This is a genomic window from Nitrosomonas sp. Nm33, assembly GCF_900107265.1.
Lineage (GTDB): Bacteria > Pseudomonadota > Gammaproteobacteria > Burkholderiales > Nitrosomonadaceae > Nitrosomonas.
The window spans coordinates 19,177-45,955 of the sequence record NZ_FNPJ01000013.1; the positions used below are offsets into that span (position 1 = coordinate 19,177).

The following is a 26,779-nucleotide window of genomic DNA, read 5'->3' on the forward strand; positions in this document are numbered from 1 at the left end:
CCGGATATCGCTTAATGTGGATTGTCGTTATGTTCGATTTGCCAGTGGTTGAAAAAGATGAACGTAAAGCAGCTACAAATTTTCGCAATGCCTTATTGGATATGGGCTTTGAGATGTCACAGTTTTCAGTTTATATGCGCTTTTGCAGTAGCCAGAGCCAGATAGACACCTACTGCGCACAAGTAGAAAAAATCTTGCCTGGAGGTGGAAAAGTCAATATCCTGCAATTTACTGATAAACAATATGAACGCATCATCACTTTTCATGGCAAAGCAAAACAATCAAATAAAAAATCACCAGAGCAGTATGAACTTTTCTAATAAAAGTTATTTTTTCTTTATTTCCGATTACGTTAACTCCATGAATAATCATGGAGTTAACGTGCCTGGAGTTTAGCATATTGGGATCTGTGCTCTAGCCGGAACTAACTTTAGAGTCATTTGGCATAGTGATAAAGTTTAGCATATTGGGATCTGTGCTCTAGCCGGAACTCTGGCCGGTAACACCATTACAGCGCGCATAGTTTAGCATATTGGGATCTGTGCTCTAGCCGGAACTTGATCACGAGCGCACAGGGATATTTTGGCAGTTTAGCATATTGGGATCTGTGCTCTAGCCGGAACGTAATCTCTCCAGCGAGGTTCTCATAATGGAGTTTAGCATATTGGGATCTGTGCTCTAGCCGGAACTGCAGCATCATGTGATTGAACTGCTGTGGTAGTTTAGCATATTGGGATCTGTGCTCTAGCCGGAACTAATACGTATTGCGCCGCCATCAATTTTGAAGTTTAGCATATTGGGATCTGTGCTCTAGCCGGAACATTTTAAATAAACAATCACTATCAAGACGGAGTTTAGCATATTGGGATCTGTGCTCTAGCCGGAACTGTAACGTCTTACCTGCGCCATCAATATTCAGTTTAGCATATTGGGATCTGTGCTCTAGCCGGAACACTGGCGAGATATTCACAAATGCTGAAGATAGTTTAGCATATTGGGATCTGTGCTCTAGCCGGAACCATTTGCTTAGTATTCACGTATTCCTTCATAGTTTAGCATATTGGGATCTGTGCTCTAGCCGGAACCGAAAGACTTATATTAGACCTTGACCATATAGTTTAGCATATTGGGATCTGTGCTCTAGCCGGAACATTCCCCACTTTTACACTACTGCCAGTCTTAGTTTAGCATATTGGGATCTGTGCTCTAGCCGGAACACAATACAGATGCTAGCCCACCAGCAGCGGAGTTTAGCATATTGGGATCTGTGCTCTAGCCGGAACTATACGATCTTTGAGTTTCCGCATAATTTTAGTTTAGCATATTGGGATCTGTGCTCTAGCCGGAACACCATCACGCCTAACACCACCGCCGGTCCAAGTTTAGCATATTGGGATCTGTGCTCTAGCCGGAACTTCTGCCGGTAATTAGCGCCATATTCAATAAGTTTAGCATATTGGGATCTGTGCTCTAGCCGGAACGGGTGGAACGAATGCGGCATGCGTACATAGAGTTTAGCATATTGGGATCTGTGCTCTAGCCGGAACTCGGTTACAGTAAATGCTGGTTCCGAGGCAAGTTTAGCATATTGGGATCTGTGCTCTAGCCGGAACACCATTCCGAATGAGTTGAAATGACAGAGGAGTTTAGCATATTGGGATCTGTGCTCTAGCCGGAACACAATCAGAAGAACAAAAGGTGTCAGTCATTGCATCTTGCAAAACGAACGAATTGACCAACTAACAGTACTGTAATGAACATTAAAATACGTTGCAATTTCAAACATTGTGTAATATCCCGTTTTGTATAGCGCATTCATTGCTTCTCCTCTATCAGTAATGCCGGCAACAATTTCATCCATTGGTTTCCTGGGCGATTTCTTCGATCGCTTGGTAATATGAATACTATTACTTTGCTTCAAACTAATATATTTTTGCACCTCACCAATAAAAGCATTATCGAGTAAGGTTAGGCATGAAGCGCCTCGGCGAACTCTTCTGTGGAAACGCCAGCCTGCTTGAGAAGACCAGCCAGCGTACCGATCTTCAACTCGTGATGGTTGGGAATAACGCAGCCAGACGAACCGCGGCGCATGACGATGTGGCTTCCGCGTTGACGGACGACGACGAAACCGAACCGTTCCAAGGCTCGCACGACCTCGGCCCCGGACACAACCGGCAATTTAGGCATGTTCTGGCACTTCGAACGTAGTCAGCAATGGCCGACCAGAAACAGCAAGGGGAAATTCTTCGAGATATAACTCTGTCGCCTCGCGCAGATTGACCAAAGCTTCTTCTACGGTTTCGCCTTGCGTAGTCGTGCCGGTTTCAGGGTTGAATGCGACATACCCTCCTTCCGGGGCTGGGCTTAAAACAGCGGACAGTTCCATAAATTTTCTCCTTTAGTTGCAGGGGGACGAAATACCTAAAACAAATAGCATTTATCCGCCACCACCCCCAAGTTTACAATAGCCACTACCCTATCGGCGGATAAACCTTGTTGAACTAAACCAGCAGGAAGCGGCCCTTATGGGAATTGTAAAACTGTGGAAGTGAAAGTCAACTGACAGTTGTGACGAGTGAGTATCTGGTGAATTTAAAAAAATAGCGTTTCAACGGAGCTGGACTGGCACGTTTCCTTCTCGATTTTTGTCTGGATCGGTCCATTGTTGAGTCATTCATCTTGAAAAGGTGTCATTTATTGTATCTTGCAAAATGAACGAATTAACCGACTGATAGTACTGTAATGAGCGGTGAATTCGTACACCATACAATGACTGACACCTTATGCGATGGATAGCGGCCTTCGACTGTTCGATAAGCTCACAGCTCAGGCCGAACGGTGTTTTTGTAAATATCGTGCTGGAAAGTTCTACTGGCGAACTAGCCGGGTTAGTCATGCTAGCAATAGCATTTCAACAATATTCTTATGACCTATCAGTAAAGTAAAATTAAAAAATAGGATTAGCATCACGTTTCAAGTCAATCGTAACTATTATCTATAGGGAAGAATTATGAATCATCTTATTAAGCATACTGGCTGGTTGGTATTAGCCATTGCAGGTGCCTTTTCTTTTGGCGTCATTGCCCTGCAGCAAGGCGAATCCATTAATGCGATCTGGATTGTGATTGCGGCTGTTTGTGTTCACCTGATTGGCTATCGCTATTACAGCCTATTTATCTCACGACGTGTATTAGGACTTGATTCCGAACGCATGACGCCTGCGCATAAATTTAATGATGGACTGGATTATGTGCCGACTAATAAGTACGTGTTGTTTGGCCATCATTTTGCTGCAATTGCCGGTGCTGGACCTTTGGTTGGGCCGATTCTGGCTGCCCAGATGGGTTATTTACCTGGTTTATTGTGGTTGCTGATAGGAGTGGTTGTGGCTGGTGCCGTACAAGACTTCATCGTGTTATTTATGTCGATGCGGCGCGATGGCCGCTCGCTCGGTGACATGATCAAATCTGAGCTTGGGCCGCTCCCCGGGATGATCGCGCTAGTCGGCACCTTCTTTATCATGCTGATTCTGCTGGCGGTATTGGCTTTGATTGTGGTCAAGGCGCTGGCTGAATCACCTTGGGGAACCTTTACCGTTGCCGCGACCATCCCTATTGCATTCTTCATGGGTATTTATGCGCGCTATATTCGCCCAGGACAGATTGGTGAGGTTTCATTGATTGGATTTATTCTGCTCATGCTCGCGATCGTCGGTGGGCAATCCATTCAGGAAAACCCTGAGCTGGCAGCTTTATTTACCTTTAATGGCGTCCAACTCACCTGGATGTTGATTGCGTATGGCGCAATCGCTTCGGTGTTGCCGATCTGGCTATTGCTGGCACCGCGTGATTATCTATCGACTTTCCTGAAAATCGGCACGATTGTCGGGTTAGCTGTGGGTGTGCTGGCTATTTCACCAGAGCTTAAAATGCCGGCTTTCACACAATTTGTTGATGGGACGGGCCCAGTCTGGTCTGGCAGCTTGTTTCCCTTCCTCTTTATTACGATCGCATGTGGTGCTGTTTCTGGTTTTCATTCGCTAATCTCATCGGGTACGACACCGAAAATGATTAAAAATGAGAAGGATGCCCGTTTCATTGGCTATGGCGCCATGCTGATGGAGTCATTTGTCGCGATTATGGCGCTGGTTGCTGCTTCAATCATCGAACCAGGGATCTATTTTGCAATGAATAGTCCGGCAGCACTGATTGGAAGTACAGCCGAGTCTGCTGCTCAAACCATTTCGCAATGGGGATTTTATCTTACACCGGAAATGCTGACTCAAACCGCCAAAGATGTGGGTGAAAATACCATCATCTCTCGTACTGGCGGAGCCCCTACTTTGGCTGTCGGCATGGCCCAAATTCTGTCTAACTTCATCGGCGGACAGGCAATGATGGCATTTTGGTATCACTTCGCGATTCTGTTTGAAGCACTCTTTATCCTGACAGCAGTCGATGCGGGTACCCGTGCTGGACGATTCATGTTGCAGGATCTGCTCGGTACTTTTGTACCTGCCATGAAACGCACCGACTCCATTGTCGCAAATCTCATTGCCACGACTTTATGTGTCGGTGGTTGGGGGTATTTCCTCTACCAAGGGGTCATCGATCCATTAGGTGGCATCAATACTTTATGGCCGCTCTTCGGTATTACTAATCAGATGCTCGCTTGCATTGCGCTCATTTTGTGTACCTGCATCCTGTTCAAAATGCAACGTGACCGGTATGCATGGATCACCATTGTGCCTACCGTTTGGATTGCCTGCACCACCTTAACTGCTGCCTGGCATAAAATATTTAACGACAATCCCCGAATTGGTTTTCTAGCCCATGCAACCTCATATGAAGAGGCGCTAAGCTTAGGAAATCTGCTTGCGCCTGCTAAATCCACTTCCCAGATGCAACAGGTGATTTTTAACGATTATCTGGACGCTGGGCTCGCCGCTATGTTCATGTGCATACTGATCAGTATGTTGTTTTTTGGCTTTAGAACTATCCTGCTTGCACGCAGAGTAGCGCGCGTCGAATTATCTCCTGTCAATCCTTATTAATTTTTAGACTTACTAAAGAGAGGTTTTTCATCATGTTAAATAAAATTATCCGAGTAGGGAGTTATCTAGGGCAAAGCATGCGATTAATGATTGGTGTGCCTGAATACGACGTATATGTTGCGCATATGAAAGAGGCGCATCCTGATAAGGCAATCATGTCTTATGAAGCATTCTTCCGTGAGCGGCAGGAAGCGCGTTATGGTGGCAAAATCAGCCGCTGCTGTTAACCCCGTCTATTGAAAACTGGGCGTCTTACCAAACTCAGTCATAATGCAGGTGAGACGCTCCCAAAACTCGTATTTCTGGAACCTCAATAACAGTATTTACCGGTTTTATACCAAAGATACTCTTGTGCGCTGCTATTTATGGCTTTCCAGCTTTTTCAGCACATGATGGGTAATATTATTTGCAAGCTCCTGTTCATCCAGAAATATTGTCCCTGCGTTTTCTTTTTGTAGTCGTGCAGCATCTTCTACATCATGCGTGCTGATTAGGATCTCAGCCTGCGGATTCAGGATGTGGGTGGTTTCGACCATTTGTTGTATCCGCAACGCATCAGCAGCGGTGATAATCAATACGCTGGCGCGAGCGATGTGCGCCTGGATCAAAACAGCCGGATCAGTGGCATCACCCGCTACAGCATGGATACCCTGCTTACGTAAGCGCTCGACGACTTCGCGATTATGATCCACCACGACAAAATGGATTCCTTTCTTGGCCAAAATTTCACCTATACGCTTCCCCACAGCTCCATAACCAACAATTACCACATGATTTGTCACATAATTGGATGCAACTGCCAGCGGTAATTCTGCCAACGGATCAACTGAACGCTCCAATCTGCGGGCGAGTCGGGAACGAGCACGGATCCAGTTCTGAATGGGCTCAGCTGATTGAAATATCAATGGATTAAGCGTAATAGAAATAAAAGCCCCTACTAATATCAGGTTATATCCCTCATGCGGAAGAAGCCCTAGAGACAAGCCAAGCGAAGCAAGAATAAATGAGAGCTCCCCGATTTGCGCGAGACTGACCGACACCGTGAGAGCTGTATTAAGTGGATAGCGAAAAATGAGCACGAGTATAAAGGCGGCCAGCGATTTTCCCAGCATAATGATCGCAACCACAACAAGCACGTGTAGCGGCTCCTCGATCAAAATATGCGGATCAAACAACATGCCTACGGACACAAAAAACAGCACGGAAAAAGCGTCTCTGAGCGGTAAAGATTCCTGAGCGGCACGATGGCTCAAACTAGACTCCCGCATCACCATGCCGGAGAAAAATGCACCGAGCGCAAAGGAAACATCAAACAGTATTGCTGCTCCATACGCAATTCCCACTGCAACGGCGATAACGCATAGCGTGAACAACTCGTTCGATTTGGTGCTGGCAACATGCCAAAGCAGCCATGGAAAAAGCCTTTTCCCCACGATAAGCATCAATGCTATGAATGCTGACACCTTAGCTAAGGTGATGATGAGTGTCATCAATAATTGCGTGCTTGCAACTGAGCTAGTGTCACCTCCTACACCAACGGAGAGTGGCGGCAGTAATACAAGAGCCAGCACAACGACTAAATCTTCAACGATTAGCCAGCCAACTGCTATTCTGCCATTGATCGATTTAAGCAATCCGTGCTGCTCCAATGCACGCAAGAGCACAACTGTGCTAGCAACTGACAGCGCCAAACCAAATACAATACCTGCAGCTATATCCCAGCCCCAACTCATCGCGATTGTGGCTCCCAAGGCAGTTGCCACTACAATCTGTACAATTGCGCCTGGCAGCGCAATGTGTCGAACTGCCAGCAAGTCATCTAGCGAAAAATGCAATCCAACACCAAACATCAGCAGAATGACGCCGATTTCTGCCAGTTGATTTGATAACTCGATATCTGCCACAAACCCAGGTGAATGAGGGCCAATGATCATGCCGGCCAGTAGGTAGCCTATTAAAACAGGGAGTTTTAATCGTTGAGCAACAATCCCCATAATCAGCGCCAGGCCGAGACTGACTGCAATAGTCATAATTAGAATTGTGCTGTGTGGCATTCTTGAAAAAATTGATGGTTTTATTAAATTATTTCAATTTATGGAAGCAAATGGGGTCAAGTATTTCAATTCATTCCTGGAATGAAGCAACACGCATAAATAACAGGCAATAAGATGCCCTTGATCAGGAAACGCCTTAGGGCTGGGCATTTAATTTTGATTAATGCTTCAGCTCATCACGCTTTTACTGATATCTTCTTTGAGATAATTTTGTCGGCTTCAGATAATTCTGAAGCTCTAGAAAATCATTCTAGCGATTTGCAGCGATATTTTAGATATGCTGCACCGGCCCAGCTATGGCTATCGCGCACAAGAAAAGGATGATTTTCATCTTTCGTTGTCAGCTTTACCCAGATTTAAGGGTAATCAAAATGCTCAACCTTTATAAATATAATTAATATAAGTTGTTATCATCATGACAACGAAAAGCACCAGAGACAGAGCAATACGTATTGTTAATGATTTGACCATACGCGTGCCCTGCCCATTATCTTTAAGCATGTAGTAAAGTGCGGATCCAAGACTGTAAAGTATTATCAGCAATAGTAAAATAGCAAAGATCTTCAATTTTTATTCCTATTATTGTTGGAATTAAATTAAGTGATCATCAAGCTTAAGCACTCAATGACTTTATGTGTTTCATCCCGTTTAGTTGCGACTCTGCTTATATAATATATTGTAACTGATTACCATAACATATGATTGATCCAGTAATTTTTAGATAGTTTCTCGATATTTTGCTAACTCCTTCAACTTTTTCAGAACAACATGTTGAGTAAGCACAACATAACAGAATTTCCGCCTGCTATTCTTCTGATGGGGCCGACAGCTAGCGGAAAATCGAATGTAGCCATGGAAATTGCCCAATATTTTCCAGTTGAAATCATCAGCGTGGATTCAGCTCAGGTTTATCGGAAAATGAATATCGGCAGCGCTAAGCCTGATCAGTATGCCCTGGCTGCAGTACCTCATCATCTGATTGATTTAATTAACCCAGACGAGCATTATTCTGCCGCACAATTCCGCCAAGATGCGCTCACAAAAATGGATGAAATCACAGCAAGAGGGAAAATACCTCTATTAGTAGGTGGCACCATGCTTTATTTCAAAGCCTTGAAAGAGGGTCTCTCTGAACTTCCTTCTGCAGATGAAAATATTCGGAGGAAGATTGAAATAGCTGCTGCAAAGAAAGGCTGGCCAGAAATGCATCGCATGTTGAAGCAGTTTGATCCAATCACTGCAGAACGCGTCAAGCCTCATGATAGCCAACGCATCCAACGGGCACTAGAAGTATACTATCTCACTGACAGACCTATGTCAGAAATACTATCGCAACAGAAAAGCACACCGCTCCCCTATAACCTGATCAGCATCGCGCTCCTTCCAGCTGACCGGAAAATTTTGCATGAGCGTATTCTTTTCCGTTTCGAAAAAATGATAGAAATGGGATTGATTGATGAGGTACGCACTATCCGTGATCAATTTTGTGTAAATGCAGAAACTCCTTCCATGCGCTGTGTCGGTTATCGGCAGGTATACATGTATCTGGACAATTTTATTAGCCTCACTACAATGAGGGATATGGGGATTGCGGCTACGCGGCAATTAGCAAAACGTCAATTGACCTGGTTACGAGCAATGACAGAATTACAGGAATTCGACTGTCTTGCAGAAAATTTATCCCAGCAAGTGATCGCATACTTGCAAACCAGAGATTTTGCAACTAATTGACACTCAAGGTTTTCTTCCCCCCTATTTAAATTTAAGCTAACTTTAATTTTAAGGAGATAATATAGAAATGCGCAATAAATTATGGATTCTAATTGGGATACTTTCTAGCATTTTGGCCATACCGGGCTGTGGTAATTCAGAAAAAGTGCATGAATCCTGGGTAGTACCCGCTGAGGGACCTCAATACGATGATAATGCTATTTCCAACAATATTAAATCAAGGCTATCAGCTAATGCAGATGTGAAAAATCTAGCTCTCAATATTGAGGTAAGAAACGGCGAAGTATCCATAAGTGGTCTAGTTGACAATCAAGCCCAAGTCGATCAGGTCATTATGCAAGTATGGTTGGTTGAAGGGGTCAAAAAGGTTAGTAATCAAATCCGCGCGAAGAACAGTCAATCAGCAGCAAGCCAATAAACTCTAAATATAAGAAATAATAAAAAAATAATACTTGCCACCCCGGAGCTTCTCCGGGGTTTGTTTGATACGGCGTAGACTCCGATTACAGTTAAATTCCCCGCAACAACTCATTAATTCCTGTTTTGGAACGAGTTTTAGCATCAACCTGTTTTACAATCACCGCACAATAAAGGCTATATTGCTTGTTCTCTGAAGGCAGGCTTCCTGATACCACCACTGAACCTGGCGGTATTCGGCCGTAAGTGATTTCCCCTGTTTCCCGGTGGTATATCTTGGTGCTCTGGCCAATATAAACCCCCATTGAAATGACAGAGTTTTCCCCAACGATCACCCCTTCGACAATTTCGGAGCGCGCGCCAATAAAACAATTATCCTCAATGATCGTCGGATTGGCCTGCACAGGTTCCAGTACGCCACCAATGCCTACCCCCCCTGATAAATGCACATTTTTACCAATCTGAGCACAAGAACCCACAGTCGCCCAAGTATCAACCATAGTGCCCTCATCAACATAGGCGCCGATATTAACATAAGAAGGCATCAACACTACATTGTTAGCGATAAATGAACCTCTACGAACTGCAGCAGGCGGTACCACCCGAAAACCCCCATCACGAAAATCTCTAGAACTATAATCCGCAAACTTGGATGGAATTTTGTCAAAGTAATTAGAGAAACCACCTTTTATGAAAGCGTTATCTTCTATCCGGAAAGATAATAATACTGCTTTTTTGATCCACTGGTGCGTCACCCATTCACCGCCAATTTTTTCAGCAACACGTAACTTACCGTTATCAAGCAGATTAATGACTTGCGCAATTGACTCTTTGAGGTTTGCTTCGACATTACGCGGTGTAATCTCAGCACGCCGCTCGAAAGCTTCTTCAATTATGGCTTGCAATTGTTCCATGTTATTCCTTAAAACGTTTAATCAATTCAGATACAACAATCTTTTATTCTTTCCATTGCTTCCACACATTCAGCTAATGGTGCGACCAATGCTATGCGTACGAAATTTTCACCTGGATTAACACCGTGGGCTTCACGTGCAAGGTAACTACCCGGCAAAACATTGACATTATAATCGCGATATAACTTTTGGGTGAATTCAACATCACTGATGGGTGTTTTTACCCAGAAATAGAAAGTGGCATCGGGCATAGTAATCGGCAGATGTTCTGCCAGGATAATCATGGCCTTATTGAATTTTTCCCGATACATGCGGCGATTTTCGATCACATGCTGCTCATCAGCCCAGGCAACCTTACTGGCGGCCTGCACCACTGGATTCATAGCGCTGCCATGATAAGTGCGATACAGCAAAAATTTTTTCAGAATAGCAGCATCCCCTGCCACAAAACCGGAACGCATCCCAGGCACGTTGGAACGCTTGGATAAACTACTGAACACGACTAACCGAGGAAACCCATTCCGACCAAGCTGGTGAGCTGCTTCTAAAGCTCCTAACGGGGGATGATCCTCATCAAAATAAATTTCTGAATAACATTCATCTGAGGCGATGACAAATCCATAACGATCAGATAGTGCAAATAACTGTTGCCATTCATCCATAGTCATTACCCTACCGGTAGGATTGTTTGGCGAACAGACGTAGACAAGTTGCGTACGTGACCAGATGTCGGCCGTTAGCTGCGCATAATCCAATGCAAAATTATTTTTAGCCAGGGTATTGAGAAAGTAAGGAGTTGCTCCCGCCAATAAGGCAGCGCCTTCGTAAATCTGATAAAAAGGATTTGAGCACACTACAACCGGAGGTTGTGCTGTATGGGCATCAATAACAGCCTGAGCAAATGAAAACAAAGCTTCACGACTGCCATTGACCGGAATCACTTCTGTATCTGGATCAATGGCTGTCAATCGATAGCGTTGCATTAGCCAGGTAGCAATGCTCGTCCGTAACCACTTTGCACCCATGGTTGTGGGATAATGTGCCAATCCGTCAAGATTATTAATTAGCTCCTGACAAATGAAATCAGGTGTTGGATGTTTAGGCTCACCAATGTGCAAATGAATGGGAGTTAGCGATGGATTAGGCGTGATTCCATCCAATAATTTTGAAAGTTTCTGGAAAGGGTAAGGCTGCAGGTTGTTCAGCGTTGGATTCATTTTGCTATATTAATGGTAAGGCCAAAAGTAGGTATAAGCGAGCGCATGTTTCTCAAATGCTCTCTACACTTAAACCACAGCAATTTTTTTTAGCAGACTACTTTTAGCAGACTACTTTTTACATGCTTTATTTGATAAAAATTATCCATTATAAAGGGCAATCCTCATGTTGACCAAACAAAAAAATATCGTACCGATCACCGCTTTGCTCATTGGTGCAACTTTTTGGGGAGTAGCTTGGTACCCCTTTCGTTTACTGGAGCAGGCTGGAATCAGGGGGGAAGCTTCTACTACCCTCACTTACTTTATTGCCTTATTAATTGGACTTGTGTTATTCCGAAAACAAGTTCGAACATTCAATTTCTTGGATAAAGCAGTCTATCTACTCGTCTGGATTGGCGTGTGCTCAGGTTTGGCGAACACTGCCTATGTTCTGGGAATCATTCATGGTGAAGTTATGCGAGTTTTACTTCTATTTTATCTGGCGCCACTGTGGACAATTCTATTTGCACGGGTTCTGCTCAGTGAAAAATTGAGCCTACTTGGGTACTGGGTCATTCTACTATCTCTAATCGGCGCAATGACAATGTTATGGCAGCCGGGAAATGACTTTCCTTTGCCTGCCTCGTATGGTGACTGGATGGGGTTATCAGGTGGCATTATGTTTGCGCTTGCCAACGTACTGATTCGTAAAAATCAAGCGCACAATATTCAATTAAAATCAATGGCAATATGGTTAGGTGTCACGTTAATTGGATTTTTTGCAACCTGGAAAATGGAATCCCTCCCATTAATCTCTGACATCTCTACAGACATCTGGGTACTTTTGCTAGTGCTGGGATTAATGATCTTCTTCCTGAGTATAGTATTACAATATGGTTTAACCCATATTCCGGCAAATCAGGCTATTGTTATTATGTTATTCGAGTTGATCGTTGCTGCCATTGCTTCATACTATCTTGCAAATGAAACAATGACGCCTAAAGAGTGGATAGGTAGTTTAATGATTATCTCGGCAAGTCTTTTTTCTGCACATATTAATTATGTAGAACCTGTATCTCAGCAGCCATGATGTCAGCAATCATATTAATTCCATTTCCAAATCAAAAATGATGCGAAGGCGAGCCGCAGACAGTATAAATAATACGGCAAGGCAAAGCTGACAAAGTCAGGTTTGATTTAGAAATGGAATAACAAGGAGAAAGGCGTTCACTCGCCTCCGAAGCACAGATTAGCCTGAATATTTGCTATTATAAATTTAATCTACGCGCCCACGCGTTGATTTTAATTTCTAAATAAGAAGAATATTGCAATCATGTACCATAAATGGTATTGACTTGTAATATCATGCGTATTATTCGATCATTTCTTTGATACTACAATTCACGGTATGGGTAATGATCATTCTGTCTATCAAGCGATAATTGCAATATTTGATGCGGAAATACAGGATGCCTTTGCTCAAGGATCTAATCAAACATAGCTAAATGAAAAAAATTCTTCTTCCTATACTCTGCGTCTTATTTTTCACAGCATGTATAACCAAAGAAAAATTTATAGACAAATTTGATCGTGGCAAAGACTGGGCGGAGCTGCAAACACAATTACCCCCCTATCCCCAAGCCGGCAACCTGCTGGAATTCAATGTTGGTCCTACCAGTACTCACCGCTACTTCGTAGATGCTGCATCTATCTCTGTGGAAAAAGATGGGGTCATTCGATATAGCCTGGTAGTGAAATCAGCGCAAGGCGCAGAAAATGCAACTTTTGAAGGGATACGCTGTGAGACAAGGGAAAAGAAACGCTATGCTTTGGGTCGCAATGACAGAACCTGGGTACAACCGCGAGTTTCCGAATGGCAAATGCTCCAAAATATTACACAAGATTATGCTCAACGTGAACTTGCTAAATATTATTTCTGTCCACGAGGTCTTATTGTCGGATCACCAGAGGAAGCTATTCAAGCGTTAAAAGCAGGAGCTCATCCGAAAGCTCTTCGATAATTGGAGAATGCCGTTGATGACGCTCCTCCAATGACAGCATCCGACTAAATCGATCGGCTGATTTGAGTCGATTCCGCTACTTACCAATGTCTCAAAAATGCCAGAAAGAGACGACCAAGCTTCAGCTCCAAGGTCACCATTCGTACGCACGCGGCAGGTCGAGTCCCGACTGTTGAAAACCTTCTCCATTAGTATGCTATATTAAAAGCAGTAAATTTATTCACATAGCTCGTCGAGCATCTTCGCTGGTTTGAGAGGAGACAACAGTGCAGTGCTAGCAAGATGCCAAAGGCTCGAAGACTATGGGAACGAATGCTGGATCCGGGCGTCACCTATGACCGAAATGTGTAGGCATATCGTTGCGCACATAAGCCGCCCATAGAATAACGAAGCATCCCTCAGGAGTGCCCCCATGAATCCTAGAATTGACGGTACCAAATTTGGCTCCATCACTACAGATGGGTCTGATATCGAACACGATGTTCTCATCAGGCTTTCAGGTGAGATCAAGAAGAGAAAGAAAAAACTATCTAAGGCAGTATTCGGTACATCACATATCATCTCGCTCGAAAAGGCTGAGCACATATTCGAAAAGGGAGCTGAACGGCTTATCATTGGCTCAGGTCACTATGGCAATATAACGCTCTTGGAAGAGGCATCAGAGTATTTCAAGAAAAAGGAGGTCCGAGTTGATCTCTCACCTACTCCCGAAGCCATTCACCAGTGGCACAAGGCTAAAGGCCCAACCATCGGACCTTTTCATGTTACTTGCTGATCTCTGAATCCCGTCATGCATTTATATGACTATTCCTTAGTCCCTCCTACCCAATCGCGACTAACTCGTCTATCACCATGAGCGATTATTCTCTCATTAGCTGGAACGAAGCTGGCATTGAAAGATCAGCTCGCTGGTATTCAGAAAAGGGGATGCCTGCGCCCAGGCGCGTGCTGGTCATCGATGATCGCATGACTGCAGATGTTGCTTACCGCTTGGTCTGCGAAGGAACAGCACTACTGTGGAAGGGTGATTTTCAAAACGCACGCCAATTACTGCAGGCATTGGCAAGGCGAATAGATAAAAAACGACTCGCACACAAAACAACCTCGTCACCTACCGAACTCTTTCATCGGTACCGCCAGACTCAATCACAACGTGCCCGCATTTTGGGCAGCCTACTGATTCCTTTCAATGCAGATCACAGCATCCCTTTACGCCGCGCGCCCGATGTACGCTTGGAATGTCTTGAAGCGCATGGGCCGCGGACAGAAGCTTATATCGCATCACTTTGTGAATTACAGGGACTGATCGGAGCCTTTGAGTGGCGTAAAAAGGGCATAGCGTTGCCAGCACTGGGTGGCCGTATTCATCCGCATTACGGTGTGTTTGCACCCATTCGAAGCGAGTACGTAGATTTGGTCATAAACACCCCCTTACCCAGGCAAGTCACGGCACAGTCTGTCGCGTTCGATATCGGTACCGGAACAGGCATACTGGCCGCCGTGCTGGCGCGTCGGGGCTTCCAGCGCATTGTCGCGACTGATCTGGATGTACGTGCCATTAACTGCGCGCGCGAAAATTTGACCCACCTGGGCATAGTAACCCAAGTTGATCTGGTGCAAACAAACCTCTTTCCGGAAGGACAAGCATCGCTGATCGTATGCAATCCGCCGTGGATTCCCGCGCGGCCCAGCTCACCGCTTGAACATGCGATATTCGACCCGGAAAGTCGAATGCTGTGGGGATTTTTGCATGGACTCAGCCTACATCTGGCACCCGAAGGCGAGGGTTGGCTGATTCTCTCCGATTTTGCCGAACACCTTGGGTTGCGCACTCGTGCTGAATTACTTGCTGCCATTGACGCGGCGGGCCTGAAGGTTCTGAGTAAATCAGATGTCAAGCCATACCATAAACGCGTCGCGGATACCAGTGACCCGCTGCACGCTGCTCGTGCAGCAGAACTCACCTCATTATGGCGGTTAACAGCAAAATGACCATTGAGCTGGAACGCAGAGTGCCTATAAATCCGTGTATTTTTTTGCGGTCCCTTTGGATTTTGCAACAGGATACTTCAGCGCATTCTTTTCAATCTTCTCCAGCATGATTTGTTTAACATTAAAATCGTATTTTTCAGCCAGCAGAAAAGCAAATGCGAAGACATCGGCAAGCTCTTCCTTCACTTTGTCGATGTCTGCTTGCTCAGAAGGTTTCCAAAGAAATGCTTCCAGAAGCTCGCCAGCCTCAATATTCAGCGCCAAGGCGAGATCTTTCGGATTATGAAATTGCGCCCAGTCCCGCTCATCACGAAACTCAACTAATGCTTGGATAATTTCTTCAATGTTGTTCACTAGAGGTAGGTCTTAACTGTGACTAATGAAAGTTTTTTCCAGTTTGCAGCCAGGCTAAAGCACCCAATCCTGCTGCACGACCACTGGCCAAAGCAGCGGTAAGTAAATAACCACCGGTTGGAGCTTCCCAGTCAAGCATCTCTCCTGCGCAAAATACACCCGACATAGTTTTCAGCATTAATTGAGCATCCAGAGATTCAAAACAAACTCCGCCTGCGGTACTAATCGCTTCATCTATCGGGCGGGTAGCAATTAGTTTCATCGGCATAGTTTTAATCGCAGCAGCCAGCAGTTCTGGATTAGCAAATTCTGTAGCAGACAAATATTCTCGCAACAGCCCTGCTTTCGCTCCCTCAATACCAATCCGACTACGCAAATGATTAGCCATAGACTTGGAACCGCGCGGTTTTGCTAACTCTTTGACCAAACGGGGCAAGTTCTTATCAGGGACAAGATCAAGATAAACAGTCACCGAACCACAAGCATTAATCGTGTCACGTAACGGCGCGGATAAGGCATAAATCAAACTGCCTTCAATACCAGTCACGGTGATCATTAATTCTCCCAGTTTTTGATAACTTTTCCCGGTAGCATCCGTAAAAGATAGTATCACCGATTTCAACGGCAGCGCGGCAAAGCGGCCACGAAAATACTCACTCCACAGTACTTGAAAACCACAATTGGCAGGCTGTAATGGGGCGATAACTACACTTTGTTCTGCCAATAATGGCAACCATGCTCCGTCGGAGCCTAATTTTGCCCAACTACCACCGCCTAACGCTAAAATCACAGCATCAGCATGAACTAATATTTCACCGTCTGGCGTTGAAAACTTTAATGCTTGATTTGCCTCCCAACCGCACCAACGATGGCGGGTATGAAAAGTTACACCGGCAGATCGCAAACGGCGTAACCAGGCTCTTAATAAAGGAGCAGCTTTCATTTCTAGCGGAAATACGCGTCGTGATGAACCCACAAAAGTTTCAATGCCCAAATCACGTGCCCAGTCCCTTACCATTTGTGGCGTGAAATGATTCAGTAACGATTCTATTTCTGGCTGTCTACTGCCGTAACGCAAAACAAAGTCGTTAAAAGGTTCAGCATGAGTCAGATTCAAACCACCTATTCCTGCCAATAAAAATTTGCGCCCGACTGAAGGCATTGCATCATAAAGGTGAACTTCTAAGCCTGGTTGACTTAACACTTCCGCAGCCATTAATCCCGCGGGCCCGCCACCGACAATGGCAATTGTAGACATGGTAGTTAAAATACCAAAAAAGAATTAAATTGCCAATCATTCTTTATCATTGGAGCGAACTGATGATATTTTTGATAAAACTGAGTCTGATTTTGCAAAGGTCTCCAATTCACAGGCTGTGAACAAATTGTCCCAAATAAGATTTGGCAAATTCGAGAATTTCATCAGCGCATTGCACAATGCTTTTCATTATCATCAGATTGACCACTTTCCGAAGTTGATCAGCCGTTCATGGAGCAGTTGAAATTGGATCTTTTTGGCACGAAGCGGCCATTTCAATGATGCTGATTGCCAGTGCTTATTCAATTCTATTTTTGAATACGTCAAATTAAATCCAAACTTTTAAACCTTATTGGTTATTTTTCTCTCTGTTTTTCCGCCATTTTCTGAAGGGTTGTCATCATCTCCATGGGTAATGGAAAAACGATCGTGGAACTCTTCTCACCAGCAATTTCGGTAAGCGTTTGCAAATAACGAAGCAGCAGTGCCTCAGGTTGTCGCGCAAGAACCTGCGCAGCTTCCAATAGGCGTTGCGATGCTTGTAATTCACCTTCAGCATGGATCACTTTTGCTCGTCGCTCACGTTCTGCTTCTGCTTGCCTGGCAATCGCCCTAATCATACTTTCATCGAGATCAACGTGTTTTAATTCAACATTGGCAACCTTGATGCCCCAAGCTCCGGTTTGTTCGTCCAGAATTCTCTGGATATCATTGTTGAGTTTTTCTCGACTTGCCAGCATCTCATCCAATTCATGCTGACCAAGCACAGAACGTAAAGTAGTCTGGGCTAACTGACTGGTTGCAGTATTGTAATTCTCCACCTGAATAATAGCTCTTTGTGGATCAATAACTCGAAAATATAAAACTGCATTTACTTTTACCGAGACATTGTCGCGCGATATCACGTCCTGAGTGGGTACATCCATGACAACAGTACGTAAATCAACTCGTACCATGACCTGAATAACCGGGATAACAATAACCAAGCCTGGTCCTTTAACCTTCCAGAATCGCCCCAATAAAAACACGACACCCCGTTCATATTCACGCAAAACCTTAAAAGCACTAGCCAGAAAGAAAACAATAAATCCGAGAGTCAATGTAATCGTTGATACCATATCTATATCCATGCTAATTCTCCTTTGAATTATCCTGATTATAGGTTTCTACTCCCAGTGTCAGACCTTTCATTGCAGTCACATGGACTTTCTGTCCACGACGTAATGGTGTACTGGTTTTTGCTCGCCACAATTCCCCATGCACCCTGATCCATCCTTCATGGTCGAAATCATCGACCACTTCTCCGATATCACCTATCAGTTCTTCTCTGCCGCTCACGATAGGGCGTTTTCTGGCTTTTATCGCCATACTCACCACCACTAGAAAAAATCCTGCAGTCATTAAAGTAACCGTAGCAATTAGTGGAATGGAAATACCATAGCCGGGTATATCCATATCAAGCAACATGATAGAACCCATGGCAAAAGCGATCATACCGCCAATTCCAAGCGCACCAAAACTGGGCACAAACATTTCAGCCAGCATAAATACGATACCAAGAAAAATGAGCGCAAGTCCGGCATAATTGACAGGTAATACTTGGAATGCAAATAACGCGAGTAATAAACAAACTGCACCCACCACCCCGGGTATAAGTGTGCCTGGATGAGCAAACTCTAATATCAATCCATAGAAACCAATCAGCAACAAAATATAAGCAATATTGGGATCCGTGATAATTGCCAGCAATCGTGTGCGCCAATCCTGTTCAAGATGCTGGATATTGATTCCTTGAGTTGATAATGTTATTTCTTGCCCTTGTATGTTGATTGTGCGTCCATCAATCTTGCTCAGCAAATCAGGAATATCCACCGCGATCAAATCAATCACACCTTCGGCCAGCGCTTCATTAGCTGTTAAGCTGGCAGCCTCACGTACCGCTTTTTCTGCCCATTCAGCGTTCCGTCCACGCATCTGGGCAAGACCACGGATATAGGCAACTGCATCATTAATGATTTTTTTCGTCGTGGGATCTTGCGTATTGGCTTGTTCATGCTGATTATTTTGTGATTTTTTATCAGATGAATCGGGAGCATCTGAAAAATCGCCTACTTTCACAGGTGTAGCTGCACCCAAGGTAGTAGCGGGTGCCATGGCAGCAATATGGCTTGCATAAAGAATATAGGTACCCGCACTGGATGCACGAGCCCCACTTGGTGCAACATAGCTGACAACAGGAACGGGAGAAGCAATGATTTCCTGAATGATCTCGCGCATTGAGGCATCCAGACCACCGGGTGTGTTTAGCCGAATGATGACAAGCTGAGCATTGTATGTTGCCACACTAGCAAGACCGCGTTTGATATAATCATGACTAGCTGGACCAATGGCACCCTCAATATCCAACCATAATGCTGTGCTACCAGCCTGTACTATCAGCGGGCACAATCCATATGAGAAAAGCAGCAGGATAATGCTGAGTTTGATTTTCAATCGAAAAAAAACCTGCTCAACTTTTCTCTCAGGACACATTGGATTATCACCCACTTAACCAGATTTTACGAAGGTGCTCCCGATTGAGAGCCAGCCATTGCAATGCTATGATCGCGCTGGCTGCAATAATTTTTCCTGAAGCTAATAAAGATAGGGCCTTATCTACAGTCATCACATGGACTTTGATATCTTCCCCTTCTTCCATTTTGCCATAGATCCCATCTACATGCGTAGAGTCGACCTTACCACAAAATAAAGCGATGCGTTCTGTTGTTCCACCTGGACTGACCAGATAATCATAAAGAGGAACAAGTTCATGGATATCGCAACCAGCTTCTTCTACCGCTTCCCTTCTCACAACCTCTTCTGCAGACTCATTCGCTTCGATGATGCCGGCTACAATCTCCATCAGCCATGGTCCACTGCATATGGGCATCGCACCCACTCGGAATTGCTCAATCAACACCACTTGATCCCTTGCTGGATCATAGGGAAGAACCGCGGCAGCATGGCCACGCTCCAACAACTCACGAATAATGGGTTGACTCCAGCTGCCACTGAACAGACGATGGCGCAAGGTGTATCGCTCCATACGAAAGAAACCTTGGAAGCACAGTTCTTTTCGTATAATTTCTACTCCCGCTTCTGTCATACCCCTTCCTCGTCGATAAAATTATTGAATTAGATCTCTATTCACAGTAGTACTAAATTATTTCTATGAATGAGCTCAGATTCATCCACATAGCCGAGAATAGACTGAATTTCATGGCTCGGTCGCCGCATGATTTTTTGAGTTTCCTTGGCGCTATAATTAATCAGACCACGCGCAATTTCATTCCCTTCTTGATCCAAACAAGCCACTGCTTCTCCTCGCTCGAAGCCACCTCTGACATCTATCACACCGATCGGTAATAAGCTTTTTCCTTCCGTGACAAGTGCTTTCATGGCACCCGAATCAAGGATTACACTTCCCCGAACCTGTAAATGGTCAGCTAGCCATTGCTTTCGTGCAATGAGCATCGGCATGGTGGCTAATAAAAGGGTACCAATTGCCTCACCTTGCGCTAGACGAACAAGTACGTTAGTCTCTCTCCCCGAAGCGATAAGGGTATGCGCTCCGCTTCTCGCTGCACGCTTTGCTGCAATAACTTTACTTTGCATTCCACCCCGTCCAATTTCGCTGCCAGCCCCTCCCGCCATAGCTGCTATTTCTGGATCACCAGCATTGGCTTCCTGGACTAATTTGGCATCCATATTTTTACGCGGATCACTGGTAAATAATCCAGCTTGATCAGTAAGTATAACGAGTACATCGGCTTCAGTGAGATTGGTAACTAGGGCAGCCAAAGTATCGTTGTCACCAAAACGTATTTCATCAATTGCAACCGTATCATTTTCATTGATGATTGGTATGATATTAAGTTTCAATAAAGTAGTGAGTGTTGAACGGGCATTCAGGTAACGCCTGCGGTCGGATAAATCATCATGCGTAAGCAATACCTGAGCCGTAAGTAACTTATAGCGACCAAAACAGGCTGCGTACGCTTGTGCCAGCCCCATTTGTCCAATGGCTGCAGCAGCTTGCAATTCATACAATGCGGTCGGACGTTTTTTCCAGCCCAACCGCTGCATGCCTTCAGCTATGGCACCTGAAGAAACCAATATAATTTCTTTCCCCATATCTTTGAGGTGAGAGATCTGAGCAGCCCAGCAGGCGAGTGCATCATGATCAAGCCCCTGACCCTGATTGGTGACAAGACTGCTCCCAACCTTGATAACGATACGACGAGCTTGTTTCAATATTGATTGGCTCATTATTCAGTAGTCACTGCTAATTCTTGTTCGAGATAATTCATAATGGCATATATCAATGCATTACAACCTTCACCTGTCAATGCTGAAACCCCAAACCACTTACCTTCCCACTCAAAATCACGAATAAATTTATTACATAACGCATCACGCTCCGAATCAGGCAGCATATCAATTTTATTCAGCACTAACCAACGAGGTTTCTGATAAAGTGTTTCATCATATTTTCTGAGTTCTTCGATAAGCGCCTTAGCTTCATGAACTGGGTTTATCTGCTCATCTAAAGGCGCAATGTCGATAACGTGAAGTAATAAACGCGTTCTTGCCAAGTGTTTCAGGAACCGATGACCAAGCCCTACCCCTTCTGCAGCACCTTCTACTAAGCCGGGAATATCTGCCATGACAAAACTTCGGTCTTGATCTACCCGGACTACACCTAGATTGGGATGGAGCGTAGTAAAAGGATAATCCGCTACCTTGGGGCGCGCTGCTGATACTGCGCGAATCAGGGTTGATTTTCCAGCATTCGGCATACCCAGAAGGCCAATATCTGCTAGCACCTTGAGCTCTAGCTTTAGCTCAAAAGCTTCTCCAGGTTCACCATGGGTAAATTGCCTTGGTGCGCGGTTGGTACTGGATTTGAAATGAATATTACCTAATCCTCCTGTTCCACCTTTAGCCAAAAGTACTTTTTGTTGATGATGTTGCAGATCTGCTACGATTTCACCAGTAGCTATATTGGTAATGATCGTTCCTACAGGCATACGCAAAATAATATCGTCTGCGCTCTTACCATAACAGTCTGAACCGCGCCCATTTTCACCTTTTTTAGCACGAAATAAAGGTGTAAAGCGATATTCAACCAGAGTATTAATATTATGATCGGCAATCGCGTAAATACTACCACCACGGCCACCATCACCACCATCTGGCCCACCCTTAGGAATAAATTTTTCCCGACGAAAACTAGCTATACCATTGCCCCCATCACCTGCAAATACTTCGATCTTTGCTTCATCAATGAATTTCATAAACTTGTCTCAATTGTCTCAACCTGAAATCAGTTCAAGGTACAAAAATAAGCAGGCATTGTATTTAGCGGTAGCCTCACAAATAAAAAAAGCCCCATCATATTGAATGGGGCTTTTGAGAATTTAACGAGTTTAAACAGGTATAATTGATACTGTTTTGCGATTAAGTGCACTTTTTACACCAAATATAACCTTACCTTCAATTTTTGCATATAAGGTATGGTCCTTACCAATGCCAACATTTTCTCCAGGATGAAACTGAGTGCCACGTTGACGAACAATAATACTCCCAGCCTTAATCAATTCTCCTCCAAAACTTTTTATCCCTAGACGTTTGGAATGTGAATCGCGTCCATTTCGCGAACTACCACCAGCTTTTTTATGTGCCATTTAATTCCTCACTTCTTTATTTACGCTGAAATACCAGTTATCTGGATTTCGGTATAATTTTGTCGATGTCCTTGATGCTTCTGATAGTGCTTGCGGCGGCGCATCTTAAAGATGCGTATTTTATCATGCCGCCCGTGTCCTACAACAGTAGCGCTGACCTTTGCACTATCAAGAAATGGTTTTCCAATTGATACACTCTCGCCTTCAGAAACCATCAAAACTTGATCAATTACTAAATTACTGCCAGCTTCCGCTACAATCTGTTCTATTTTTAATTTATTACCGACTTCAACACGATATTGTTTTCCGCCCGTTTTTATTACAGCATACATATCCTATTCATCCTCTTTCATATATTCTAAAATTATACAATTCTACGAACATCTTGTGTGGCAAATATTTAATATCTATTTACACCATCTAGCTTGACACTTAAGCCGGGACATTTCTACTATAGTTATTTCTTCAAGGGGTTGTTGTGCCAATCGAACGTATTAGGAGCTTTATTGCTCAAGACATGAGCGCTGTTGATGCTGTGATTCGACAAAAGCTTCATTCTCAGGTCGCACTTATTCATCAAATAGGTGAATACATCATTCATAATGGAGGCAAACGACTGCGCCCAGCACTGGTTATTTTATCTGCTGGTATCTTTGGCTATTCCGGGCAGCATCACCATAATCTAGCTGCAATAGTCGAATTCATTCATACAGCAACACTGCTACATGATGATGTAGTAGACGAGTCACAGTTACGGCGAAATAGAGCTACCGCAAATGCTTTATTTGGTAATGCTGCCAGTGTATTAGTGGGAGATTTTCTTTATTCGCGCTCCTTCCAGATGATGGTAGAAGTAAACAATATGCGCATTATGCAAGTACTATCTGATGCCACTAATATCATAGCCGAAGGTGAGGTCCTACAATTACTCAATTGTAGAGATCCTGATGTAGAAGAAGAGAATTATCTACGTGTTATTCGCTTTAAAACCGCTAAGCTTTTTGAGGCTGCTGCTCGTATTGGGGCAATCATTGGCAACGCCACTCAACCTGAGGAAGAGGCTTTAGCAGTTTACGGAATGCACCTGGGTACAGCATTCCAATTGATCGATGACCTGCTTGATTATTCAGGCGATTATCAGGATACTGGCAAGAATCTTGGTGATGATCTTGCAGAGGGTAAACCAACACTTCCCCTCATTTATGCCATGCGCAACGGTTCTGATAAACAAGCAAATATCATACGCGAAGCCATTAGAACAGGTGGAGAAAGCGGATTCCAGACTGTTCTAGAGATTATCCAGGAAACAGGTGCTCTTGATTATGCAAAACAACGCGCACAAAATGAAGCTGAAATAGCTTCAGAAGCTATCGCAAATTTGGCTGATTCCAGCTATAAGGAATGTTTGTTACAATTGGCTCATTTCGCTGTAACAAGGAATCATTAACGAAATTTAATTGATCCTCCTTGTTGCCACCAAAATAAGTCTGAGATAAAACTCAGCATGCCTAATGTATATTCATAAGATATTCACGGGGTGCAGCTCAGCCTGATAGAGTACTGCGTTCGGGACGCAGGCGTCGGAGGTTCAAATCCTCTCACCCCGACCAACCCTATATAAGCTGCTATTCCATTTCCAAATCAAAGATGACGCAAGAGCGAGCCGCAGACAGTATAAATAATACGGCAAGGTGAAGCCGACAAAGTTAGGTTTGATTTAGAAATGGAATTACTTATCCGGGCTTCTCTGATTAAGCTTTCAGCGCACATACAGACTGGCCAAATGCTTGCAATCCTTCAATTACTCTCCCGTCTTCAAGAGTAATTGGCTGGGGTAATAAGATAAATGGCTCATTTCCAGCAGTAATTGAAACGATTGACAAATCTAACCGACTTGCCCAGCATTCGATGGCATCGCGACCGATAAATGTATTCAGATGAACATTTGGTTTACCCAAAAGAATATTAGCGTAAGTAGCTTCAAAAATATCCCAATTTTGGGGAAATTCCAGGAATGAAAAAATTATCATGCCATCTTTTTTGATGACTCTTCGAGCTTCAAGTAAATAACAGTAGATTTCTTCGTAAAGTAAATGAGTAAATACCGAGAAAAAAACACAAAAATTTGCACAACTGTTGGGATAAGGAATAGAAATGTTCTCAACTTTCTTGAATTGCCAATTGGAAGGACTATCTTTCTTGGCGTAATCAAGCAACTCATCAACGACATCAGTTCCTAAATATTTTCCATTTACTAGATAAGGAATCATGGCTTTTGCCAAGCGTCCCGAACCACAACCTACATCAATCAATGTATGATCTGGTAATAAGCCATAATGAATGAGCAATTGCTTTTCGATTTGACCCCATGCAACAAAGTTACCCCCGATAGCACGCGACATAGCCTCATCCAATGGATACTGCTTCATCAAATTTCTCACTAGATTTCGATAATCTTCGACAAAATGAAATTTCTGGCTTCCATTTTGTTTACGAAAAGCATTATTTCGTTTCTCGTCGCCGCCAAATTGCTTAAAATGATCATAACCGGAGCTAAATACTCCTTGTTGTACAGCTTTAGCAACATCAGGATTGATGGAAAGATAAGCAGCTTCATCCCATTCTGCTGGGATAGTATTTGGAGAAATTATAGTTTTAGACATATGATCTCTTAATTGATAGATTCAAGTTTGAATTGCAACAATGCATAGTAAATCGGACGTAATTTACCGATATTTAACTCAGATATTTCACCAGGCTAGCCTGTAACATGATGTAAAAGCTGATAACAAGCGCTTTCGGCTAGATTCACTTAAATTCAATTTATATCGTTGACCTTCGCGCGCTGACGGGAAATTTGTGACATCTTTCCACTCCTACTTTGCACCAATTGCCGCGAAGATTGGCTTGGCGTGGAATACGTAAATCTGCTCGCAAACCGCCTCGCTATCATTCCGTGTCCTGGCTAAATATTCGGGTTAAAAGAATATGCTAAAAGAATATCTCAGTGAAGCTTCTTTAGGAAGTTCTAAATAAGAAACTATTTGACAAAACGCTTGATAACAACTTACATACCGCCTGCAACGCTGGAAGCACGTGATTCTAAACAATGTTGAAATATGGCAAATCAGTTTCCCCTTGTTTGGTCTACTGGGAATGTGATAAGTGAAGAGGGGTGGTATCACAGACGCAATTACTTTCTTTAATTTGTGGTGGAATTTCGAGTAATAGCAAAGCGGAGAAATCCATCTCCGTTCATTCCATTACTACAGTTTATGTTTCTTTATCGATAAAGAAAGGAAAATAAATTAAACTTGTAAACTGGATAAGCTATATATTTTCGCGTCAGTAAATGACAAATAATAATTATTTTCCTACTTCCTTTTATTCACAAATTTTTCTATTTAATTCTTTTCTAAAATTTCACCTCGAAACACAAAAACTAAATAACCATTTTTTGCTCGAGAAAAAGGATCAACTTTGGAGTAATCATGCAACATCTAGAAGAAGTCAAAAATATCTTGGTTGATGTCCTCAATCTGGAGGAGCGTAAGAATTCACTTAGAGAAGATACAGTTTTACTTGGAAATATCCCTGAGCTGGACTCAATGGCAGTCGTCAATGTCATCACAGCACTGGAAGAATATTATGATATTTCAATAGATGACGATGAAATCAGCGCTAAAACCTTTGAAACACTTGGCAGCCTGACCCACTTTGTTGAACAAAAATTGCTCTCATTGAAATGAGTATAGGAAATTCTCCCTTTGAGCTTTTTGTCTGAAAAAACCGAGCAAGGAAAGTGTTCTTGTTCTGGTTATAAACTATCTTTAATTAAACTATTGTGATCAAGTAATCAGGATATTTTGTAAACTTTTATGAAAGTATAAAATTTTTGTAATGAAATAGATGCCCACTACCCTAATAGTGAGTAGACCAAGGAAATTTCACCCCAGTCCTTCGCAAAGCCGGACATGAGCCTATCAACTCATCCAATTTCCATCATCCAATCGTAGGAATATACTTTATTTCAAGTGCACAAATGCATAGTTAAAAC

General features: G+C 43.6%; 28 protein-coding genes, 1 tRNA gene and 1 CRISPR repeat array. Of the genes, 12 read left to right on the forward strand and 17 right to left on the reverse strand.

Translation table 11 applies throughout. The features are described from left to right. Positions 1 to 14: 14 nt before the first annotated feature. Positions 15 to 320, forward strand: a complete 306-nt coding sequence (gene cas2 / locus BLV54_RS04560; protein WP_090568421.1) for a CRISPR-associated endonuclease Cas2 — start codon at positions 15 to 17, stop codon at positions 318 to 320. A gap of 69 nt (positions 321 to 389) precedes the next feature. Continuing rightward, positions 390 to 1,679: direct repeats of the CRISPR family, unit length 36 nt; unit sequence AGTTTAGCATATTGGGATCTGTGCTCTAGCCGGAAC. A gap of 26 nt (positions 1,680 to 1,705) precedes the next feature. Here cas2 and BLV54_RS15955 read toward each other — a convergent pair. From BLV54_RS15955 to BLV54_RS04570, 3 genes are all read right to left on the reverse strand, one after another. Continuing rightward, on the reverse strand, positions 1,706 to 1,861 hold the full coding sequence (locus BLV54_RS15955) for a hypothetical protein (protein WP_176969671.1): 156 nt from the start codon (positions 1,859 to 1,861) through the stop codon (positions 1,706 to 1,708). 107 nt (positions 1,862 to 1,968) lie between these two features. After that, on the reverse strand, positions 1,969 to 2,190 hold the full coding sequence (locus BLV54_RS04565; RefSeq protein WP_090568424.1) for a type II toxin-antitoxin system HicA family toxin: 222 nt from the start codon (positions 2,188 to 2,190) through the stop codon (positions 1,969 to 1,971). After that, positions 2,183 to 2,389: a HicB family protein gene (locus BLV54_RS04570; RefSeq protein WP_090568427.1), complete on the reverse strand. Its 207-nt coding sequence runs from the start codon at positions 2,387 to 2,389 to the stop codon at positions 2,183 to 2,185. Before BLV54_RS04570 ends, BLV54_RS04565 begins: the two co-directional genes overlap by 8 nt. Positions 2,390 to 3,013: 624 nt before the next feature. Here BLV54_RS04570 and BLV54_RS04575 point away from each other — a divergent pair. Both BLV54_RS04575 and BLV54_RS04580 read left to right on the forward strand, forming a co-directional pair. After that, positions 3,014 to 5,056, forward strand: coding sequence for a carbon starvation CstA family protein (locus BLV54_RS04575; protein ID WP_090568429.1), 2,043 nt, complete (start codon positions 3,014 to 3,016; stop codon positions 5,054 to 5,056). Between the two features lie 32 nt (positions 5,057 to 5,088). Then, positions 5,089 to 5,283, forward strand: a complete 195-nt coding sequence (locus BLV54_RS04580; protein WP_090568433.1) for a YbdD/YjiX family protein — start codon at positions 5,089 to 5,091, stop codon at positions 5,281 to 5,283. A gap of 132 nt (positions 5,284 to 5,415) precedes the next feature. Here BLV54_RS04580 and ybaL read toward each other — a convergent pair whose 3' ends face one another. Then, entirely contained in the window at positions 5,416 to 7,110 is a 1,695-nt protein-coding gene (gene ybaL / locus BLV54_RS04585) for a cation:proton antiporter domain-containing protein (RefSeq protein WP_090568435.1), read from the reverse strand. A gap of 375 nt (positions 7,111 to 7,485) precedes the next feature. Continuing rightward, positions 7,486 to 7,677, reverse strand: coding sequence for a twin transmembrane helix small protein (locus BLV54_RS04595; protein WP_090568439.1), 192 nt, complete (start codon positions 7,675 to 7,677; stop codon positions 7,486 to 7,488). 201 nt (positions 7,678 to 7,878) lie between these two features. Between BLV54_RS04595 and miaA the strand changes: the two genes are divergently transcribed. Beyond that, positions 7,879 to 8,841, forward strand: a complete 963-nt coding sequence (gene miaA / locus BLV54_RS04600; protein ID WP_090568441.1) for a tRNA (adenosine(37)-N6)-dimethylallyltransferase MiaA — start codon at positions 7,879 to 7,881, stop codon at positions 8,839 to 8,841. A 67-nt stretch (positions 8,842 to 8,908) separates the two neighbouring features. Beyond that, complete coding sequence (locus BLV54_RS04605) at positions 8,909 to 9,259, forward strand: BON domain-containing protein (protein WP_256329128.1); 351 nt, start codon at positions 8,909 to 8,911, stop codon at positions 9,257 to 9,259. Between the two features lie 91 nt (positions 9,260 to 9,350). Here the strand turns inward: BLV54_RS04605 and dapD are convergent, their stop codons facing one another. Both dapD and dapC read right to left on the reverse strand, forming a co-directional pair. Continuing rightward, positions 9,351 to 10,172 carry a 2,3,4,5-tetrahydropyridine-2,6-dicarboxylate N-succinyltransferase gene (gene dapD, locus BLV54_RS04610; RefSeq protein WP_090568444.1) on the reverse strand — a complete coding sequence of 274 codons (822 nt, stop codon included), beginning with the start codon at positions 10,170 to 10,172 and terminating at the stop codon, positions 9,351 to 9,353. 26 nt (positions 10,173 to 10,198) lie between these two features. Then, on the reverse strand, positions 10,199 to 11,389 hold the full coding sequence (gene dapC, locus BLV54_RS04615) for a succinyldiaminopimelate transaminase (RefSeq protein ID WP_090568447.1): 1,191 nt from the start codon (positions 11,387 to 11,389) through the stop codon (positions 10,199 to 10,201). Between the two features lie 166 nt (positions 11,390 to 11,555). On the opposite strand from dapC, the gene BLV54_RS04620 reads away from it, so the two are divergent. From BLV54_RS04620 to BLV54_RS04635, 4 genes are all read left to right on the forward strand, one after another. Next, complete coding sequence (locus tag BLV54_RS04620) at positions 11,556 to 12,461, forward strand: DMT family transporter (RefSeq protein ID WP_176969672.1); 906 nt, start codon at positions 11,556 to 11,558, stop codon at positions 12,459 to 12,461. Between the two features lie 415 nt (positions 12,462 to 12,876). Beyond that, entirely contained in the window at positions 12,877 to 13,392 is a 516-nt protein-coding gene (locus BLV54_RS04625; protein WP_090568450.1) for a CNP1-like family protein, read from the forward strand. A gap of 412 nt (positions 13,393 to 13,804) precedes the next feature. After that, positions 13,805 to 14,167 (forward strand): MTH938/NDUFAF3 family protein, encoded by a 363-nt coding sequence (locus tag BLV54_RS04630; RefSeq protein ID WP_090568453.1) that lies wholly within the window; start codon positions 13,805 to 13,807, stop codon positions 14,165 to 14,167. A gap of 77 nt (positions 14,168 to 14,244) precedes the next feature. Beyond that, positions 14,245 to 15,384 carry a methyltransferase gene (locus tag BLV54_RS04635; RefSeq protein ID WP_090568455.1) on the forward strand — a complete coding sequence of 380 codons (1,140 nt, stop codon included), beginning with the start codon at positions 14,245 to 14,247 and terminating at the stop codon, positions 15,382 to 15,384. Positions 15,385 to 15,408: 24 nt separating this feature from the next. On the opposite strand, the gene BLV54_RS04640 is transcribed toward BLV54_RS04635, so the two are convergent. The 9 genes from BLV54_RS04640 to rplU all read right to left on the reverse strand — a co-directional run bounded on the left by BLV54_RS04640 (position 15,409) and on the right by rplU (position 23,054). After that, entirely contained in the window at positions 15,409 to 15,738 is a 330-nt protein-coding gene (locus BLV54_RS04640) for a nucleotide pyrophosphohydrolase (RefSeq protein WP_090568458.1), read from the reverse strand. A gap of 22 nt (positions 15,739 to 15,760) precedes the next feature. Further along, positions 15,761 to 16,996, reverse strand: coding sequence for a TIGR03862 family flavoprotein (locus BLV54_RS04645; protein ID WP_090568461.1), 1,236 nt, complete (start codon positions 16,994 to 16,996; stop codon positions 15,761 to 15,763). A gap of 356 nt (positions 16,997 to 17,352) precedes the next feature. Continuing rightward, positions 17,353 to 18,126 (reverse strand): slipin family protein, encoded by a 774-nt coding sequence (locus BLV54_RS04655; RefSeq protein ID WP_176969673.1) that lies wholly within the window; start codon positions 18,124 to 18,126, stop codon positions 17,353 to 17,355. 1 nt (position 18,127) lies between these two features. After that, entirely contained in the window at positions 18,128 to 19,528 is a 1,401-nt protein-coding gene (locus BLV54_RS04660; RefSeq protein ID WP_090568466.1) for an NfeD family protein, read from the reverse strand. Positions 19,529 to 19,535: 7 nt separating this feature from the next. Continuing rightward, positions 19,536 to 20,141: an ADP-ribose diphosphatase gene (gene nudF / locus BLV54_RS04665; RefSeq protein ID WP_090568468.1), complete on the reverse strand. Its 606-nt coding sequence runs from the start codon at positions 20,139 to 20,141 to the stop codon at positions 19,536 to 19,538. 41 nt (positions 20,142 to 20,182) lie between these two features. Then, on the reverse strand, positions 20,183 to 21,304 hold the full coding sequence (gene proB / locus BLV54_RS04670; RefSeq protein WP_090568471.1) for a glutamate 5-kinase: 1,122 nt from the start codon (positions 21,302 to 21,304) through the stop codon (positions 20,183 to 20,185). After that, positions 21,304 to 22,332 carry an Obg family GTPase CgtA gene (gene cgtA / locus BLV54_RS04675; RefSeq protein WP_090568474.1) on the reverse strand — a complete coding sequence of 343 codons (1,029 nt, stop codon included), beginning with the start codon at positions 22,330 to 22,332 and terminating at the stop codon, positions 21,304 to 21,306. The genes proB and cgtA overlap by 1 nt, the downstream gene beginning before the upstream one ends. A gap of 132 nt (positions 22,333 to 22,464) precedes the next feature. Continuing rightward, entirely contained in the window at positions 22,465 to 22,722 is a 258-nt protein-coding gene (gene rpmA / locus BLV54_RS04680) for a 50S ribosomal protein L27 (RefSeq protein ID WP_090568477.1), read from the reverse strand. Between the two features lie 20 nt (positions 22,723 to 22,742). Further along, complete coding sequence (rplU, locus tag BLV54_RS04685; RefSeq protein WP_090568480.1) at positions 22,743 to 23,054, reverse strand: 50S ribosomal protein L21; 312 nt, start codon at positions 23,052 to 23,054, stop codon at positions 22,743 to 22,745. Between the two features lie 146 nt (positions 23,055 to 23,200). Between rplU and ispB the strand changes: the two genes are divergently transcribed. Next, a complete protein-coding gene (gene ispB, locus BLV54_RS04690) occupies positions 23,201 to 24,169 on the forward strand; it encodes an octaprenyl diphosphate synthase (protein ID WP_090568482.1) in 969 nt (322 codons plus the stop codon). Positions 24,170 to 24,255: 86 nt separating this feature from the next. Continuing rightward, a tRNA-Pro gene (locus BLV54_RS04695) sits at positions 24,256 to 24,332 on the forward strand. Positions 24,333 to 24,473: 141 nt separating this feature from the next. Here the strand turns inward: BLV54_RS04695 and BLV54_RS04700 are convergent. Then, entirely contained in the window at positions 24,474 to 25,385 is a 912-nt protein-coding gene (locus BLV54_RS04700) for a class I SAM-dependent methyltransferase (RefSeq protein WP_090568485.1), read from the reverse strand. Between the two features lie 828 nt (positions 25,386 to 26,213). On the opposite strand from BLV54_RS04700, the gene BLV54_RS04705 reads away from it, so the two are divergent. Beyond that, on the forward strand, positions 26,214 to 26,471 hold the full coding sequence (locus tag BLV54_RS04705; RefSeq protein WP_090568488.1) for an acyl carrier protein: 258 nt from the start codon (positions 26,214 to 26,216) through the stop codon (positions 26,469 to 26,471). The last annotated feature ends 308 nt before the right edge of the window (positions 26,472 to 26,779 follow it).

Bases quoted from the DNA above. Each gene is read 5' to 3' on its own strand.
- cas2 (WP_090568421.1), top strand. From the start codon at position 15: ATGTGGATTGTCGTTATGTTCGATTTGCCAGTGGTTGAAAAAGATGAA.
- BLV54_RS15955 (WP_176969671.1), bottom strand. From the start codon at position 1,861: ATGGATGAAATTGTTGCCGGCATTACTGATAGAGGAGAAGCAATGAAT.
- BLV54_RS04565 (WP_090568424.1), bottom strand. From the start codon at position 2,190: ATGCCTAAATTGCCGGTTGTGTCCGGGGCCGAGGTCGTGCGAGCCTTG.
- BLV54_RS04570 (WP_090568427.1), bottom strand. From the start codon at position 2,389: ATGGAACTGTCCGCTGTTTTAAGCCCAGCCCCGGAAGGAGGGTATGTC.
- BLV54_RS04575 (WP_090568429.1), top strand. From the start codon at position 3,014: ATGAATCATCTTATTAAGCATACTGGCTGGTTGGTATTAGCCATTGCA.
- BLV54_RS04580 (WP_090568433.1), top strand. From the start codon at position 5,089: ATGTTAAATAAAATTATCCGAGTAGGGAGTTATCTAGGGCAAAGCATG.
- ybaL (WP_090568435.1), bottom strand. From the start codon at position 7,110: ATGCCACACAGCACAATTCTAATTATGACTATTGCAGTCAGTCTCGGC.
- miaA (WP_090568441.1), top strand. From the start codon at position 7,879: ATGTTGAGTAAGCACAACATAACAGAATTTCCGCCTGCTATTCTTCTG.
- BLV54_RS04605 (WP_256329128.1), top strand. From the start codon at position 8,909: ATGCGCAATAAATTATGGATTCTAATTGGGATACTTTCTAGCATTTTG.
- dapD (WP_090568444.1), bottom strand. From the start codon at position 10,172: ATGGAACAATTGCAAGCCATAATTGAAGAAGCTTTCGAGCGGCGTGCT.
- dapC (WP_090568447.1), bottom strand. From the start codon at position 11,389: ATGAATCCAACGCTGAACAACCTGCAGCCTTACCCTTTCCAGAAACTT.
- BLV54_RS04620 (WP_176969672.1), top strand. From the start codon at position 11,556: ATGTTGACCAAACAAAAAAATATCGTACCGATCACCGCTTTGCTCATT.
- BLV54_RS04625 (WP_090568450.1), top strand. From the start codon at position 12,877: ATGAAAAAAATTCTTCTTCCTATACTCTGCGTCTTATTTTTCACAGCA.
- BLV54_RS04630 (WP_090568453.1), top strand. From the start codon at position 13,805: ATGAATCCTAGAATTGACGGTACCAAATTTGGCTCCATCACTACAGAT.
- BLV54_RS04635 (WP_090568455.1), top strand. From the start codon at position 14,245: ATGAGCGATTATTCTCTCATTAGCTGGAACGAAGCTGGCATTGAAAGA.
- BLV54_RS04645 (WP_090568461.1), bottom strand. From the start codon at position 16,996: ATGTCTACAATTGCCATTGTCGGTGGCGGGCCCGCGGGATTAATGGCT.
- BLV54_RS04655 (WP_176969673.1), bottom strand. From the start codon at position 18,126: ATGGATATAGATATGGTATCAACGATTACATTGACTCTCGGATTTATT.
- BLV54_RS04660 (WP_090568466.1), bottom strand. From the start codon at position 19,528: ATGTGTCCTGAGAGAAAAGTTGAGCAGGTTTTTTTTCGATTGAAAATC.
- nudF (WP_090568468.1), bottom strand. From the start codon at position 20,141: ATGACAGAAGCGGGAGTAGAAATTATACGAAAAGAACTGTGCTTCCAA.
- proB (WP_090568471.1), bottom strand. From the start codon at position 21,304: ATGAGCCAATCAATATTGAAACAAGCTCGTCGTATCGTTATCAAGGTT.
- cgtA (WP_090568474.1), bottom strand. From the start codon at position 22,332: ATGAAATTCATTGATGAAGCAAAGATCGAAGTATTTGCAGGTGATGGG.
- rpmA (WP_090568477.1), bottom strand. From the start codon at position 22,722: ATGGCACATAAAAAAGCTGGTGGTAGTTCGCGAAATGGACGCGATTCA.
- rplU (WP_090568480.1), bottom strand. From the start codon at position 23,054: ATGTATGCTGTAATAAAAACGGGCGGAAAACAATATCGTGTTGAAGTC.
- BLV54_RS04700 (WP_090568485.1), bottom strand. From the start codon at position 25,385: ATGTCTAAAACTATAATTTCTCCAAATACTATCCCAGCAGAATGGGAT.
- BLV54_RS04705 (WP_090568488.1), top strand. From the start codon at position 26,214: ATGCAACATCTAGAAGAAGTCAAAAATATCTTGGTTGATGTCCTCAAT.